This is a genomic window from Thiomicrorhabdus indica (assembly GCF_004293625.1).
In the GTDB taxonomy this organism is placed as follows: Bacteria; Pseudomonadota; Gammaproteobacteria; order Thiomicrospirales; family Thiomicrospiraceae; genus Thiomicrorhabdus; species Thiomicrorhabdus indica.
This window is the reverse complement of the sequence record NZ_CP033040.1, coordinates 1,050,214-1,065,741: the sequence shown is the minus strand read 5'-3', so window position 1 is coordinate 1,065,741 and position 15,528 is coordinate 1,050,214. Positions and strand designations below refer to the sequence as shown.

13 protein-coding genes are annotated in these 15,528 nt (G+C 42.5%); 7 read left to right on the top strand and 6 right to left on the bottom strand.

The genetic code is table 11. From position 1 onward, the window contains the following. Positions 1 to 86 precede the first annotated feature (86 nt). Genes D9T12_RS04460 through D9T12_RS04440 form a run of 5 tightly spaced genes read left to right on the top strand, consistent with a single transcriptional unit; the run spans position 87 to position 4,824 of the window. The gene (locus D9T12_RS04460) at positions 87 to 992 is read left to right on the top strand and encodes a metal ABC transporter solute-binding protein, Zn/Mn family (protein ID WP_130537050.1); all 906 of its coding nucleotides are present in this window, start codon (positions 87 to 89) and stop codon (positions 990 to 992) included. A gap of 37 nt (positions 993 to 1,029) precedes the next feature. Further along, entirely contained in the window at positions 1,030 to 1,809 is a 780-nt protein-coding gene (locus D9T12_RS04455; RefSeq protein WP_130537049.1) for a metal ABC transporter ATP-binding protein, read from the top strand. Positions 1,810 to 1,820: 11 nt separating this feature from the next. Further along, on the top strand, positions 1,821 to 3,209 hold the full coding sequence (locus tag D9T12_RS04450) for a metal ABC transporter permease (RefSeq protein ID WP_130537048.1): 1,389 nt from the start codon (positions 1,821 to 1,823) through the stop codon (positions 3,207 to 3,209). Further along, complete coding sequence (locus D9T12_RS04445) at positions 3,209 to 4,132, top strand: metal ABC transporter permease (RefSeq protein ID WP_130537047.1); 924 nt, start codon at positions 3,209 to 3,211, stop codon at positions 4,130 to 4,132. The genes D9T12_RS04450 and D9T12_RS04445 overlap by 1 nt, the downstream gene beginning before the upstream one ends. Then, the gene (locus D9T12_RS04440) at positions 4,129 to 4,824 is read left to right on the top strand and encodes a metal-dependent transcriptional regulator (RefSeq protein WP_130537046.1); all 696 of its coding nucleotides are present in this window, start codon (positions 4,129 to 4,131) and stop codon (positions 4,822 to 4,824) included. Before D9T12_RS04445 ends, D9T12_RS04440 begins: the two co-directional genes overlap by 4 nt. A 1-nt stretch (position 4,825) precedes the next feature. Here D9T12_RS04440 and D9T12_RS04435 read toward each other — a convergent pair whose 3' ends face one another. The 4 genes from D9T12_RS04435 to D9T12_RS04420 all read right to left on the bottom strand — a co-directional run bounded on the left by D9T12_RS04435 (position 4,826) and on the right by D9T12_RS04420 (position 11,213). Beyond that, a complete protein-coding gene (locus D9T12_RS04435) occupies positions 4,826 to 5,089 on the bottom strand; it encodes a (2Fe-2S)-binding protein (RefSeq protein ID WP_130537045.1) in 264 nt (87 codons plus the stop codon). Between the two features lie 7 nt (positions 5,090 to 5,096). Continuing rightward, complete coding sequence (locus tag D9T12_RS04430) at positions 5,097 to 8,159, bottom strand: efflux RND transporter permease subunit (protein WP_130537044.1); 3,063 nt, start codon at positions 8,157 to 8,159, stop codon at positions 5,097 to 5,099. Between the two features lie 5 nt (positions 8,160 to 8,164). Further along, positions 8,165 to 9,259 (bottom strand): efflux RND transporter periplasmic adaptor subunit, encoded by a 1,095-nt coding sequence (locus D9T12_RS04425; protein ID WP_130537043.1) that lies wholly within the window; start codon positions 9,257 to 9,259, stop codon positions 8,165 to 8,167. Between the two features lie 364 nt (positions 9,260 to 9,623). Then, positions 9,624 to 11,213 (bottom strand): SulP family inorganic anion transporter, encoded by a 1,590-nt coding sequence (locus D9T12_RS04420; protein WP_130537042.1) that lies wholly within the window; start codon positions 11,211 to 11,213, stop codon positions 9,624 to 9,626. Between the two features lie 91 nt (positions 11,214 to 11,304). On the opposite strand from D9T12_RS04420, the gene D9T12_RS12395 reads away from it, so the two are divergent. Further along, entirely contained in the window at positions 11,305 to 11,448 is a 144-nt protein-coding gene (locus D9T12_RS12395) for a hypothetical protein (protein ID WP_165395034.1), read from the top strand. Between the two features lie 102 nt (positions 11,449 to 11,550). Here the strand turns inward: D9T12_RS12395 and ppnP are convergent, their stop codons facing one another. Together ppnP and gloA are read right to left on the bottom strand one after the other, a co-directional pair. Then, a complete protein-coding gene (gene ppnP, locus D9T12_RS04415) occupies positions 11,551 to 11,868 on the bottom strand; it encodes a pyrimidine/purine nucleoside phosphorylase (RefSeq protein ID WP_130537041.1) in 318 nt (105 codons plus the stop codon). A 30-nt stretch (positions 11,869 to 11,898) separates the two neighbouring features. Continuing rightward, positions 11,899 to 12,294, bottom strand: a complete 396-nt coding sequence (gloA, locus tag D9T12_RS04410; RefSeq protein WP_130537040.1) for a lactoylglutathione lyase — start codon at positions 12,292 to 12,294, stop codon at positions 11,899 to 11,901. A 135-nt stretch (positions 12,295 to 12,429) separates the two neighbouring features. Between gloA and D9T12_RS04405 the strand changes: the two genes are divergently transcribed. Continuing rightward, positions 12,430 to 15,441: an intermembrane phospholipid transport protein YdbH family protein gene (locus D9T12_RS04405; protein ID WP_130537039.1), complete on the top strand. Its 3,012-nt coding sequence runs from the start codon at positions 12,430 to 12,432 to the stop codon at positions 15,439 to 15,441. The last annotated feature ends 87 nt before the right edge of the window (positions 15,442 to 15,528 follow it).

Sequence of the window (15,528 nt, the reverse complement as noted above, 5' to 3'; positions counted from 1 at the left end):
AATTTGCTTGCAAATAAGCTAGAGCATTGTTAGATTAATTAAAAATTTAGTCATGACTAACAATTAGTTTAAGGAAATAAAAGATTATGAACTTATTTCGCTCACTTCTCATAGGGTTAAGTTGCACAGTGTTACTAAGCACTCCTGCGAAAGCACAACTCAACATAACGACAACAACAGGCATGATTGCCGACTTAGTTGAAAATATTGGTCAAGAACATGTCACCGTTCAATCATTGATGGGCGTCGGTGTTGATCCGCACTTATACAAAGCCACCCAAGGCGATATGCGCAAATTGAGCCGCGCAGATATTATCTTTTATAACGGTTTACACCTAGAGGGCAAAATGCAGGACATCTTTGACAAAATGTCTCGTAAAAAGACCGTGGTTGCTGTGACAGAATCTCTACCGAAATCCAACTTGATCAAATATGATTCACTGCATGACCCTCACGTTTGGTTTGATATTACACTTTGGCAAAGTGCGGCAGATAAAGTCACCGAAATTCTTGTCAAAAAAGATGCTCAAAATGCCATCTTCTATCAAAAAAACCTTGAAAAATATCAGCAAAAACTTCACGAACTTAATCAATGGGTCTCATCTGAAATCAACTCAATACCAAAAGCCAATCGCGTTTTAATTACAGCGCACGATGCCTTTGGCTATTTTGGCAAAGCTTACGGTCTAGAAGTCATGGGTCTTCAAGGAATTTCAACCGCCGGTGAATTTGGTTTGCAAGATATCAAACAACTCAAGGACATTATTGTGCAAAGAGACATTAAAGCGGTTTTTGTGGAATCCAGTGTTTCACCAAAATTCATTGAGTCTTTGGTAAAAGGTATCCAAGCTGAAGGCAAAAACCTTGTTATTGGCGGTGAGCTCTATTCTGATGCAATGGGGGCAAAAGGTTCCGGTGCTGACAACTATATTGGAATGGTCGAACACAATGTAAAAACCATTCGTGATGGACTTTTAGGAAAAAGACACTAAAAATGATTTACGTAGCTCTCACAAACAGGTTATTCAAATGAGTCATACCCCACTAAAAGTCGAACAACTCTCAATCCGCTACCATCACAAACCGGTTTTAACGGATGTCAGTTTTGAAATACCGGCCGGTAAAACTGTGGCGATTATTGGTCCAAATGGTGCCGGTAAATCTTCACTTTTAAAAGGTATTATGGGCTTAACGCCAACGATTGGTGGCACAACACTATTTTTTGGAGAACCACTTGAACAGAAGCGCTTAACAACGGCCTATGTTCCGCAACGAGAAGAAATCGATTGGGATTTCCCGATTGATGTCATGGATGTCGTTTTGATGGGGCGTCATGGTCAGCTAAAATTCTGGCAAAGACCGAAAGCTAGTGATAAAGAAATCGCAGAACAAGCATTAAAAAACCTAAAAATGTGGGACTTTCGTGATCGACAAATTTCACAACTTTCCGGTGGTCAGCAACAACGGGTCTTTTTAGCACGAGCATTGGCACAACAAGCAAGCTTATACTTAATGGATGAACCATTTGCGGGTGTCGATGTCGCCACGGAAAAAGCCATTATTGAACTCTTTAAAGAGCTTAAAGCTAAGGGCAACACAGTCGTTTGTGTCCACCACGACCTTAACACCGTTCATGAATATTTTGATTACGTCATTTTAATCAATGCTCGGCTGATCGCTGCCGGATCAAGTGAAGAAGTTCTAACAAAAGATAACCTCAATAAAACCTATGGTGGTCGACTGTCTTTGTTGAATGATCTCACTGAACAAATGTATCGCAGCCGCTTAAACCAAGCGCATGATGATTAAGGCTCGCCAATATGAATGGATTTGAACTCTTACAACCTGAAAGCCAATGGCAACAAATCCTGTCGCAATTGGCACTTTTCTGGTCATTTGAAGACATTAATGCAACATGGGTTCTTTTTGGCAGTTTATTGCTGGGTATGAGTGCTTCGGTGATTGGTGCCTTCGCTTTTTTACGCAAACGCTCATTACTCGGTGACGCTTTGGCTCACGCAGCTTTGCCGGGAGTCATGATGGCATTTTTACTCAGCGGCTCTAGAGAAGCTGAGATTATTTTCCTAGGCGCTCTTTTTTCCAGTCTTGTAGGGTTTTGGATTATTGATTGGTTACCCAAAAACACCAAAATCAAACCCGATGCGGCATTAGCCATTACCCTCTCATTTTTCTTTGCACTCGGACTAATGTTGCTGTCATTTATACAAAGCTCGGAAATGGCAAATAAAAGTGGTTTGGATAAACTGCTCTTCGGTCAAGCCGCAGCGATGACAGCAGAAGATATTCACCTTCTTACCATCGTCACGATAGCCATCTTAATCACCGTTTTCCTGTTTTTTGAAAAGTTCCGTTTGATTGCTTTCAACTTAAATTACGCGAAAACCCTTGGAATTCACGTTAAATTTTACGAAATGCTTCTTGCCGTACTCATCGTGCTTTCAGTCGTCGTTGGTCTACAGCTGGTCGGTGTCGTACTCATGGCTGCCATTTTACTCACCCCTATCGCAGCGGCTCGCTTTTGGAGTCACCAACTGAGCACCCTTCTCATTCTCGCCTCAATTTTTGGTGCAACAAGTGCAGCTATGGGCACACAAATTTCATATATTGCGCCGGCTATGCCAACAGGTCCTTGGATAGTCGTTAGTCTCTCGATATTATTCTTTATCAGCTTTTTATTTGCCCCGAAAAACGGCTTAGTAAAACGTTCATTAGATTACCGAAAATTACGTCAACGCGTCATGCGAGAAAATGTCTTGCGTACGCTCTATAAACTTCTAGAACGTACTCACTTTCAACGCAATGATTTCACCTTGGCAGAAATAGCCACGATGCGCTCTCTAGATAACGTCCAACTAAAAAAAATACTCAAACAACTACAAAAATTCAGCTGGATCAGCGAACAACAATGCCATTTCGCACTGACTGAATCTGGTTTGAGAAAAGCAATCAAACTGACACGACGACATCGTTTATGGGAAAGCTATCTTAGCGAACATGCCGACTTAACTTCGGAACAAGTTCACCAACAAGCCGAACGGATGGAACATATATTGAACCAAGAGCAAGAAGCAGAAATTGCCTCTGAACTCATGCAGCACTTATCGGATCCACATGGCCAACCAATTCCTGAGATACCAAGTATTGAAGGCATTGCCAAAAGCGCCTCTCAACAAGGTGGTAATAAATAATGGAATCGTTAGAAACTTATAGTCTAGATTTATGGATTCTCGCAACAGCATCGCTGGTCGCAGCAAGTTGTGCTTTGGTGGGGGTATTTTTGATTTTACGTCGCCAAGCATTAATGGGTGATGCAATTTCACACTCCGTACTACTTGGGATTGTCCTTGCTTATCTTATTTCAGGCACCAATTCACTTTGGGTCATGCTTCTAGGCGCAGTCATCATTGGTTTGGTCACCGCTTGGTTATCTGAGACACTTCATAAAGTAAGCCGCCTGCAAAGTGATGCCAGTATTGGAATTGTCTTTACGCTGTTTTTCTCAATCGGCGTCATTCTCGTTTCACTTTATACCGGGCAAGTTGACCTTGACCAAGAGTGCGTGCTCTATGGAGAAATTGCTTTTGTGCCTTTTGACACAATTATTTGGGGCGATATGGAAACCGGTACAGAGCTCGGGCCACGAGCTTTTTGGTTAATTTTGTTTGTCTTCACCATTGTGGTAAGCAGTATTATCTTAGGATTTGAACGCTTTAAAACGGTCACCTTCCATCCAAGCTTAGCCATATCACTCGGAATTAGCGTCACTTTCTGGCACTATTTTTTAATGACACTGGTTTCCATGACAACGGTGGCCTCCTTTGACGCAGTAGGAGCAATTTTGGTAGTCGCGTTACTCATAATTCCGGCAGCCACCGCATACTTACTCGCCAAATCACTTAAAGGGATGCTTTGGGTTGCTCTTGCCTATTCACAGGCCTCGGTTTGGCTGGGCTACGCGATTGCTGCTTGGCTGAACAGCTCGATTTCAGCGTCAATTGCCGTCAGTGCAGGATTGTTAATGATTACCACCTTAATGATTTTACAAATTCAAAAATGGCAGCAAAAGCGTTACTATGCGCATCGACTAAATTCTGGGCAGACCAACTCATGAGTAAGAAAAAAAACACTGTGCAACAAACCCCTTCACGAGCTTGGGAAGATTATCTAAAAATCATCTATAAACTTGAAAAGCCCGAGTTAAGTGACAAAGGCGTGCAAACCAAAGATGTTGCCGAACGTTTATCTGTTTCGCAAGCATCTGTGACCAACATGCTCAAAAAGCTAGCAGAAGAAAACTACATTGAATATGCTCCCTACTACGGTGTGAGTCTGACCGACTCAGGGCGGCAAATTGCGATGAAAATGATTCGTAACCACAGAATTCTAGAAACCTACCTGGTCGAACGCCTAGGCTATTTATGGGATGAAGTTGATGAAGAGGCAGAAACCTTAGAACACTATTTGTCCGACAAACTGGTACAACGCATGTGGGAAGACTTAGGTGAACCAAGCCATGATCCACACGGCTCACCCATTCCTGACATTGACGGTTCAATCGAAACCGCCAACTTACAGCCACTCTCAGAAATTGAACTTAACCGGCCGGTAACTTTAGAACGTATTAAAAACCGTAGCCCAGAAGAATTGCGTTACTTAACGTCAATTCACCTGCATATTGGTTCCAAAATCGTCATTAAAAACCAAGCGCCACTCAATGGTCCACTATTGATTGAAGTCGATGAAAAACACCTGAATGCCATTGACTATCGTTTGGCAATGGCGCTTAAAGTCTCTTTGCAATAAATTACCGGCCGGTGAAAATTTCAGGTTTTAACGCATAACACTGGGTAATACCTTCGACTTTGGACAAACAACTTCCACAGCCGGTTGATGCACCCGTTTGTTGCTTGATTTTCGAAATCATTTCAGTCAACTCGAAATCTTTATCTTTCGACTCAGGAAACACCTCTAAGATTTGATTCAGCGTGATATTGTGGCAACTGCAAATCAATGGATTTTCATCCATCAGCATGTGCACATAGGCTTTTTGACATAGGTGTAAATTCATCGATTCACTATTTTTTCCACGCTAAAAGACACGGCGTTACAATCAAGGTGAGTAATGTAGAGAAGGTTAAACCACCGACGATTGCGCTGGAAAGTTGCACCCACCACAGCGAAGATGGCGCACCAAAACTGATGTTCTGTCCGAGAATATCGATATTCATTGCTAACACCATCGGCATTAACCCTAGAATCGTGGTGATCGTTGTCAATAATACGGGTCTTAAACGCTGTGCCAATGTCGTCTGAATGGCCTCAATTTTTTCAACGCCTTCGTCTCTTAGCTGGTTATAGGTATCAATCAACACAATATTATTGTTCACCACGATACCTGCCAAAGCGATAATGCCAATCCCCACCATCACAATACCAAACGGGTTTTGTGTCACGAGAAGCCCCAGTAGAACACCGGCTGTTGAGAACACAATCGCTGTCAGAATCACACCTGCCTGATAGAAGCTGTTGAACTGCGTGACCAGTATAAGCACCATTAAAACAATTGCCGCCACAAAAGCCTTGGTCAAAAAAGTTCCGGCCTCACGTTGATCTTCATCTTGACCTTTAAAACGAACTTTGACCGCGGCATTGAGTGGCGTTTGTTGCAAAGAGTGTTTTAATAAATTTAACTGTTGATCCACCTGCAATCCCGACTCAACATCTGATTGCACTATCATCACCCTTTGGCCATTCACACGATCAAGTTTAGAGGTCTTCTGCTGAGGTCGAAACTCCGCAAAATTTGCAAGCGGTACCGGCCCATAGACAGTGGGCACCTTAAGATTCATCAATTGTTCCAGATTGCGTTCCTCTTCAGGAAAACGCAGGCGGATATCAAGCTCTTCCTCAGAGTCATTCGGCTGATAGGTAGCGATTTTCACACCGCCAGTGAACATCTGTACCGTATTGCCCAAAGTCGTTATATCCACCAGATAGCGTGCAGCCATCTCACGATTAACCTTAAGGCTCCATTCAATCCCAGGAATCGGCCGAGAATCTTCAATATCCACAAACCCACCAATCTTATTCATACGTTGGCGAACCTCATTCACACCTGCTGAAATTTCGTCATACTCTTCTCCAGCGATTTCAACCTGAATAGGCTTGCCTGTTGAAGGTCCATTATCTTGTTTGCGAACTTGAACCTGAATACCAGGAATGAATTCAACACGCTCACGAATCGACTGAATAACAACCTCTGCGGGAGGTCGCCGTTGCCAATCTTCGAGCTCCAATTGAATCGTACCGACTAAATCAATCGGCGCGTCTTGTAAATTACTGGCGTCATTATAGGTTTTTGCATAGAGAGTTTCATAGACCGGCATATCGAGAATCTCAGCTTCGACCTTTTTTATCAAAGCGTCTTTTTCAAAAACAGATAAATCGCCTCTGGCCTGCACTTGAATCTGGATAAAATCCGGTTCAACTTCTGGAAAAAACTCCACTCCCTTGCCAAATTTGGCATAAGAAATATAGGCAGTGACCATTAACAAACTTGTCACCAACAGTACCTTTCCAGGATGAGCTAACAGAGGGGTCAATAGACGGATATAACGTTTCGTCCAAATGCCATTGCTGACCTCAGAGTTTTGTGGCATTTCTACCGGCCGGTAACCTTTTGAGACCGCAGCACCTAATACAGGAATAAAAACCAACGCCATAAATAGTGATGCAAGCAGGGTAAGAATCACGGTAATCGGCAAAAACTTCATAAATTCACCAACCACGCCAGGCCAAAAAATCAACGGCAAAAACACACTCAATGTGGTGGCCGTTGAGGCAATAATTGGCCATGCCATTCGCTTCGCACCAAAGGCGTAAGCCGCTTTTGGCTCCATGCCTTCTGCCATTTTACGTTGCGCCAATTCAATCGTGACAATCGCGCCATCCACCAACATTCCGACCGACAGAATCAAGCTGAATAGCACAATAATATTCAGCGTATAGTCCATCCATTGCAACGCGAGAATACCAGTTAAAAACGCCCCGGGAATCGCCAAGCCAACCAATAGCGCAGGCTTAACCCCCAGAGCGGCAATCACCACTAACATCACCAAAAATATGGCAGTAATCACATTATTTTCCAATTCTCCTAGCATGGTTTTAATGCTTTTCGACTGATCCTGCATAAAATGCACACTCACCACTTCTGGCCAATTTTTCTGTTGTTGTATCACCACCTGTTTGACCTCATCAATGGTCGCAATAATATTCGCACCAACACGTTTGGTCACCTCCAGAACCAACGCCGGTTCACCGCCAACCCGTGCGAAACCCTCCGGATCTTTATAGGTTCGACGTACCTGCGCTAAGTCTTGAAAAGTAACCACCGTGCCTTGATGGGTTTTAATCGGTAATTCCAATACATCTTCAATGTCTTCAATCACCCCAGGGACTTTAAACACCATACGACCTGCACCGTTATCCATGGCACCGGCCGGTACCAATTGATTATTGCGATTTAGAAAAGCAACCACATCATCAAAGGAGAGACGATATGTTTCCAATGTTCGAGGCTCGATAATCACTTCCATCATCTCCTCTCGATCACCGCCAATATCAACCTCTAGCACGCCACTTAACGATTCAAGTTCATCTTTTAGCCCTTGTGAAATCTGAACAAGCTCTCTTTCTGGTATTGACCCAGACAAAGATATAGAGATAACTGGAAAAAGTGCAATATTAATTTCATTCACCGTGGGTTCCAGAGTATCTGGCGGCAAGTTATTTTTCGCCAAATCCACCTTTTCTCGAACATCTAACAATGCTTGATCAATATCGGCTCCAGCAGAAAACTCCAGTAGAATGGATGCATAATTTTCAGCGGCAACGGACTTCATCTCTTTGAGACCATCCAAAGATTGCAGCTCTTTTTCCACCGGTTTTAGCAGTAGCCGTTCTGCATCTTCGGGTGAAATTCCATCATGTATCATTGACACATAAAACATCGGAATCGGCACATCGGGCGAAGATTCTTTGGCAATCGAAACATAGGCCATGGCACCGGCGACAATCATCATCACCAGAGCCAACACGACTACTCGACTTCGGCTAAAAGCCGCATCAATCACACCCATTTCAATTAATCTCTCACTTCAAGCGGTTGCATGACATCATTGGGGTTTCTTGTTTCCTCGGTAAAAACCGCATGAACTTTCTGTCCAGCTAGAACAAACCCCTGCCCGGTAACAATCAAATGGACTTGTTCCGGTAACCCAGTGACAAAAATGCCGTTTTTTTCTGCGTGAACAAGTTTCACTGGATAGAAGGCTACTTTTTCTTGTGCATTCACGATTTTTACCCCCACAATCCCTTGCTCATTTAAGCTAAGCAGTGCCGAAGAAATTAAATGTGCTCGTTCCCGAGCTTTAGGTATGATTGCGGTCACTGAAATTCCACTCGGTAGATGTGCTGTATTTTCTAATAAAATCTCAACCTTGAAAGTTTTAGTGTTTTCATCCGCCTTCGGTGCAATAAAACGAATTTTTCCGGAAAGTTTTTCCCCTGTTGCCAAAGAAACTTGAACAGCATGACCGATTTTCAAAAAAGGAAAATCGCTTTGGGCAACCGCAACCTCTGCAATCATAGATTGCGTATCAATCAATTCAAATAAAGGGTTACCTTTAAAAATGTAGTCACCCAATTCCACCAACTGTTTTGCAATAACCCCTTTAAAAGGCGCATAAACTCGAAGCTGATCCACTTCCTGACGAAGAATGGCCTCTTCGGCTTTGGCCGCTTCAAAGGCTGCAAACAGTTCATCAATTTGTTGTTGAGCACTAAAGCCTTTATTTTGAAGTTTCCGAGTCGCTTGATAACGGTTTTTCGCCTCCAGCGTTTTCGCCTCGGCACGTTTAAGTTTCGCCTCTCGATCTTCTATCGACAAGGTCAACAATAATTGTCCCTGATCGACAGCATCACCCTCGAGCGTGTGTAAAGATTCAACCTTACCGTACGTTTGAGCCAGCACTTTGGTTTCACGCAAAGGCAAAAGATCGCCATAAGCTTTAATGCTACTGGTCACCCATTGCGCTTTAGAGTCGCGAACTTCAACAGAAACCAGTCCATTCGAGCCCTTTAAAGTATTTTCTTGTTCAGGTTTGGGAGAGTCGCCTAATAACATCCAGACGATTAGTAGAAGCAAAAGGCCAATTGAAATGGCAAAGGAGTGTTTCATAGGTGATTCCGTAATAGCAAAACGTTATATAAAAACGTATTCACCAAGAATAAGCAGTTATCCTTAATTTGGCAATGCGTAAGCATCATAAGCCTATAAAAAAGCCCCATTGATTTAGAAAATCAACGGAGCGATTTCTTGCCAGACTAGGCAGTGAAGTTCAAGTGATTCAAAAACAATCTGACACAGCGATTTGCTTATCCAGCGAGGCAGCAAAAGCGACGTGTGTATTCTATCAATCAAACCAACAAAACATCTAATGACCTGACAAACTTATTTGCTTGTCCAGCTAGACAGTGAAGTGCGACGTGTAGGTATACTACACAAGCTCTTTACTAACAACGCTGGCGAGTGAATAAGGATGTCAGGATTTTTTGCCGCTCATGGAAACGTGGTAGTGCGGATCTTCCGACACATTCACCTCAATTAAATCTCTAGCATTGTGCAATAGCGTTCGACACTCAGGGCTCAAGTGTTTCAAGGTCAATTTTTTACCGGCCGATTTGTATTTTTGCGTCAGGTTCTCAATCGCTTCCACTCCCGAATGGTCATAAACTCGCGAATACATAAAATCAATGTGCACACATTCTGGGTCGTTTTTCGGATCAAACGCATCAATAAAGTTTTTGGCAGAAGCAAAGAACAATGGACCTTGAATGTTGTAGGTTTTGCTCTCTTTACCATCAATGGTTTCAGTGGATGAAGTAATAAAAATACGCTGTGCGTGCTGCCAAGCAAACACCAATGCGGCGATAATCACCCCAGCAATAACCGCCACAGCAAGGTCAAACATGACAGTCAGCACTGTTACCACAACCACAACAAAGGCATCGGCTTTGGTCATACCACGCATGATTTGCAAACTCGACCAGTTAAAAGTCGCAATGACCACAAAGAACATCAAACCAACTAAGGCACCGATTGGCACCATTTCGATTAAAGGTGCGGCCGCCAAAATAATGACAAATAACCCCAATGCAGCAGAAATTCCTGACCAACGTCCAGTCCCACCGGATTTGACGTTAATCATCGACTGACCAATCAACGCACATCCCCCCATGGTTCCAAAAGAACCGGCAACACAGTTTGCAGAACCCAGTGCAATACACTCTTTGTTCGCTTTACCACGCGTTTCTGTGATGTCATCAATCAATGTCATGGTCAATAAAGATTCGGTTGAACCAATAATCGTTAAGATAATGGCATAAGGCAATACAATCCAAAGCGTTTCCAATGACCAAAAACCTTCTGGCAAGGTTGTAAACCAGCTCAACCCTTGGAAGCCACCTTCAGTCCCATCGCCGTATACCAATGATTCAAGTGTTCCAGAAACCGCCGCTCGGTCGCCAACAGTGACCGCATTAATGTCAAACATCACAACCGCCAATGCAACCAGTACGATTGCCGCCAACGCAGAGGGAACCGCGGTAGTGATTTTCGGTAATAGGTAAATAATCGCCAGTGTTGCTGCAATAATCGCCACCATCATGGTCATAGCATCGCCATTCAACCAATTACCATCAACGTCCTTAAACTGCGTAAACTGAGCGACCAAAATAATCAGCGCAAGACCATTCACAAAGCCAAGCATCACTGAACTGGGCACCATTCGGATAAACCGCCCCCATTTCATTATGCCGATAATTATCTGGAACACCCCCATCATAATCACCGCCAAGAACAGATACGCAGCACTATGCTCCATAACTAAGTGCATCATGACAACAGCCAAGGAACCTGCCGCTGCGGTAATCATTCCCGGACGACCACCGAAAATTGCCGTAATCATTCCAACAATAGCGGCGGCATAAAGCCCTACCAACGGATGAACGCCAGCAACAAAGGCAAAAGCGACCGCTTCTGGCACGAGCGCTAAAGCGACTGTAATACCAGACAGCGTATCGTTTTTATAGGTTCGCCAATTAAATCCTTGGCTTGGGGGGGTGGTTTCCATAACAACTCCTAATTCAATCAAAATTTTGGCGCTGATTCTAACAAAAAGCCGTTAGAATTACCGAACTATCAAAAACTTACGGAGGAGTATTATGTGGATTGAGCACATTGGAACCATTGGCATGGTGGCAGTTGTCGTTTTAGTCGCTTCACACTTTGGCATTCACTTTTATTTCAAGTGGAAGAAAAAACGTCAAAACAAACAGATTAAAGAACAAGATCGACCAATGCCATAAGCATCGGCTAAAACGCAAAACGCCGAATCAGACAACCTGACTCGGCGCTTTTTTAGAGAACCTCTGATCGAATCAGAGGTTCTCTACAATTTCACTGAAGAATTACTCTGTAATATAGGTACAGCAGTAATCAGACACTTCAAGCACTTTAATGCCGAATTTAGAGTTTGCTGGAACTTCAAAGCTATCCCCTGCTTTGATTGTTTGCCAATCAGTTTGACCAGGCAGCAAAACCTCAACATGTCCTGCAAGAAACTCCATAATTTCAGCCGCTTCGGTACCAAACTCGTATTCACCCGGCATCATCAATCCAAGAGTTTTGTAAGAACCATCTTCAAAAATCACTTTACGGCTCGTCACCTTCCCATCAAAATAAATATTGGCTTCACGAACCACTGTGACATTATTAAATTCAGACATCTTTATTCCTTTCGTCTAAAAACCTAAAAATTAAGTACGGACGTGATCCGCACCGATAAATTCAATTTGATACCCATCTGGGTCTTCCACAAAGGCAATAATGGTCGAACCGGCGTTCATAGGTCCTGCTTCACGCAGAATCTTTCCACCCATCGCTTTGACATCATCCGCTGCTTTATAGACATCATCCACTTCAATCGCAATGTGTCCATAACCTGCGCCTAAATCATAAGAGTCAACGCCCCAGTTATAGGTTAACTCCAAAACCGTGTTTTCTTCTTCATTTCCATAGCCTAAAAACGCTAAGGTAAATTCACCTTTCGGGTAATCTTTTTTACGAAGCAACTCCATTCCAAGAACTTTGGTATAAAACTCAATTGAACGGTCTAGATTGCCAACTCGTAACATCGTATGTAATAAACGCATAAGTTTCCTCTCAAATAAACGCTTCTAATCTATTGGTACTAGGCATTATACTCAGGTCTAACTAAAATTTTTATGCCAGTTCATTACAAATAGACTCCGAAAGCTTCAGGAGTCATTTTAAACAGATGTTTGACCATGAGAAAGATTCTAAAGCTTTGTCTCCTTACCACTGTCTATCTTTTGCTACTCGTGATGTTGAGTCTGGTATTAGCAATCTATTGGTCAAATACTCTCATTCAGCAACAGAGCAAAGCCCTCGAAATAGAGATTTTAGATTGGCAGTTTCCAAAATTTGAGCCGCATCAGATTTATCTGGAACAGCTAAAATTGCGCTACCAGAAAAACTATCAGATTCGCGTTAATGGTCTAAAAATTACCAGCTCAGAAGCACTGCTTAAAACCGCTCAAAACCTTGTTCATCCAAACCGTACATCGGATGCCGGTATCTCAAAGCTCAATATCGAACACTTACAGATTCAACTATTGGAACCGCTCACTCCATCAAACAACGCGCAACCCGTTCCAATTAACTCCCTCATCAAATCAATACAGCAGCAATTGATGGAGCTCTCAAACAACTCTACGTACAACCTGATTCCCAAAAACATTGATATTCAAGAACTTACCTTCCTTCTGCCATGCCCTTCATCCACTCTCGAACAGTGCAAAATCTCTTCCAAACTATCTATACAGCCGAAACTGAATCTCGAAACTTTATCAGGAACAATCAAGTTGCAAGCACATGACACTGAGTATCCAACCCTTCAGGTAAGGAGTGAGGCTGACTTCCGCTTGCCTTTGAAACAACCTGTGAATACTTCACAGTTTTCAATCAATAGTCAGTTTGTCGATCCCAAAACCATCAATCTTAAAGTCTCAGCACAAACACAGTCCGATGCAACCTTCACGACTCTAAAAGTGGATACGGAAACTCTAAGTGATTTTCCTCAAGTCACAGAAATCAATCCGGCGAATAAATTGCGGCATGCATTCTCGGACGATTGGCAAAAATTATTTGATATGTATCATCGATGGAGCCCATTCCAGATAAACCTTCAACAACTTGCCTCCCAAATTTCCCCTTTTTTACCGGCCGGTTCTTTTTCACTTGAGAAACCTGAATTTAAGTTATCTACGCAAACCCAGATTCCATTATCAAGCTTATTGAATGCGTCCATTAAGGATTTAACACAGCGTGAACTTTCCACAGAATTTTCAGCACAAATAAATCGCCCCGTGACTCTGCCGAATGCTGCCTCTGTAAGCGGAAGTTTGAAAGGCAATGTTACGGTTCATAATAATCAAGTGTCCAGTTATTCCATTCAAGCAAATGCTGTGGCAACCGATTTCAACAAACCACAATGGTTTGTCGAGCAAAACTGGACATTTGACACTATCGGACTCACCCTTCATAGTAAACAATCGTTTGAACAAAAGTCTTCAAAACAACTGTCCTTTAAGCTGAATCTATACTCGCTTCCGCAAACAAAAACGTCCACTTCATCCATGAGTATAGAAGGCAAAGGCCTGATTTCACTGGAAGAGTCACCAAGCCTTTCAGTTGAGAAAGCACACATAAAGCTGAGCAATACAAAACTAAAACTTAATCCTCAAATAGCCTTTAAAAACCTTCGAGCCAATGTCGATCTAACTGCCCAACTTAATTTAACGGGTGGAGATATTCAAATAAATCAAGCCATTGCCTCCACCAAGCTGATTCAAAAACAGCACTCTCTGGCGATTAACCAGTTACAAATTAACCACCTAAATATACACATCCCAGAATTTAAAAACCTTACCGACAGCTTATCCCTTAACGCCCAAACATTAACCCTAGATGGAGATTACATTAATGCAGATTTAAAACTTCAACAACTCACAACCACTTTGAAGCAACTGCAAGTACAAAACGATCATCAGCATGAAAAAAAACTGTCTGTTCAATACCAAACCAATGTTGGTACCCTTACACATCAACAGTTGAAACCTCAAAGTTGGCAGACGACAGGAACGTTATCGTCTACCTTCAAAGGTTTGCCTGACTCGATTAACGCAATTCAATTCATAAAACTAAAAGGTGAGTTACAAAATACGTCAGGCGTTCGTGCTGACTATCTTGCCAACCTGACTCCAAAAGAAATCACGATTGATTGGAATTTGGCTGACCAATATCTCTTGGCGGGCAACCCAATCAAAAAAACGTTAGTTAATTGGCCAAAGCTGTTCAACTTGTCTTCTGGAAAGCTATCCGCAAATGGTAACTTAACCCTCAATCCTCAAGTTTTGTTAACCGATAAGCCTTTTTCTTTACTGGATGCAATCAAGGCACAAAGTCATCTCGAATTCAGCGGCTTAGACGGGATTTATAATGAAACTTCGTTTTCGCAATTGGATTTGACGGCCAAATTACAACTTGAAAAAGCTCAGCTTCATACGGACGTAACAGCATTGCGAGTTCAACAACTCAATCACGGCTTAATTGTCGGCCCAATCGATGTTATTGCACAAACCCAAACACCTATAGAAAACTGGCGAGCGACTAAAATCATTTTACAAAAAGCCGAAGTCGGAATATTTGAAGGCAAAGCCCATTTAGGCTCTAAAATCATTCATTTAGATAAAGAAATTCATGGCAACCTTCACTTAGACAATGTAAACCTCCAAGCATTATTGTTGCAATACCCAACGGCTGAACTCTATGGAACCGGACGCTTACAAGGCGAATTACCTTTTTCACTCAACCTTACAAACCAAGCGCAAAAAACATCGGTTTTACGAATTGCCAATGGCGAAATTTCTGCCTCGAAATCAGGAGGTATTTTGCAATATCAAGCGAACTCTGCGGGGCTTAAACAAATTCACAAAAGCATGGAAACGCTTTTAACAGTTTTAGAAGACTTTCATTACACAATTCTTGACTCGCAAGTTTCATTGGATGAACAACAAAAACTACGCCTGAAACTGCGTTTAGAAGGGAATAATCCTAAGGTAGAAAACGGGCGACAGGTGAACCTCAATATACAAATTGAAGAAGATTTACCTGCACTCATTACCAGTATGCAAATCACCAACCAAATCAATAGCACTATTCAACAGCGCATCCAAGAAAAACTACAAAAAGAGCGTGGTTTAAAGCCTCTTCAATAAACGAGGAGGAAAAATTTTTCGTAACCCTCTCGGCTGCTGTCAATTCTGCTAAACTTTTCAAACGATTGTGAAAACAATCATCTGAAT

Bases quoted from the DNA above. Each gene is read 5' to 3' on its own strand.
- gloA (WP_130537040.1), bottom strand. From the start codon at position 12,294: ATGCGTTTATTACATACGATGTTACGAGTTGGCAATCTAGACCGTTCA.
- D9T12_RS04445 (WP_130537047.1), top strand. From the start codon at position 3,209: ATGGAATCGTTAGAAACTTATAGTCTAGATTTATGGATTCTCGCAACA.
- D9T12_RS04425 (WP_130537043.1), bottom strand. From the start codon at position 9,259: ATGAAACACTCCTTTGCCATTTCAATTGGCCTTTTGCTTCTACTAATC.
- D9T12_RS04430 (WP_130537044.1), bottom strand. From the start codon at position 8,159: ATGGGTGTGATTGATGCGGCTTTTAGCCGAAGTCGAGTAGTCGTGTTG.
- D9T12_RS04440 (WP_130537046.1), top strand. From the start codon at position 4,129: ATGAGTAAGAAAAAAAACACTGTGCAACAAACCCCTTCACGAGCTTGG.
- D9T12_RS04435 (WP_130537045.1), bottom strand. From the start codon at position 5,089: ATGAATTTACACCTATGTCAAAAAGCCTATGTGCACATGCTGATGGAT.
- D9T12_RS04460 (WP_130537050.1), top strand. From the start codon at position 87: ATGAACTTATTTCGCTCACTTCTCATAGGGTTAAGTTGCACAGTGTTA.
- D9T12_RS04450 (WP_130537048.1), top strand. From the start codon at position 1,821: ATGAATGGATTTGAACTCTTACAACCTGAAAGCCAATGGCAACAAATC.
- ppnP (WP_130537041.1), bottom strand. From the start codon at position 11,868: ATGTCTGAATTTAATAATGTCACAGTGGTTCGTGAAGCCAATATTTAT.
- D9T12_RS04420 (WP_130537042.1), bottom strand. From the start codon at position 11,213: ATGGAAACCACCCCCCCAAGCCAAGGATTTAATTGGCGAACCTATAAA.
- D9T12_RS04455 (WP_130537049.1), top strand. From the start codon at position 1,030: ATGAGTCATACCCCACTAAAAGTCGAACAACTCTCAATCCGCTACCAT.
- D9T12_RS12395 (WP_165395034.1), top strand. From the start codon at position 11,305: ATGTGGATTGAGCACATTGGAACCATTGGCATGGTGGCAGTTGTCGTT.
- D9T12_RS04405 (WP_130537039.1), top strand. From the start codon at position 12,430: ATGAGAAAGATTCTAAAGCTTTGTCTCCTTACCACTGTCTATCTTTTG.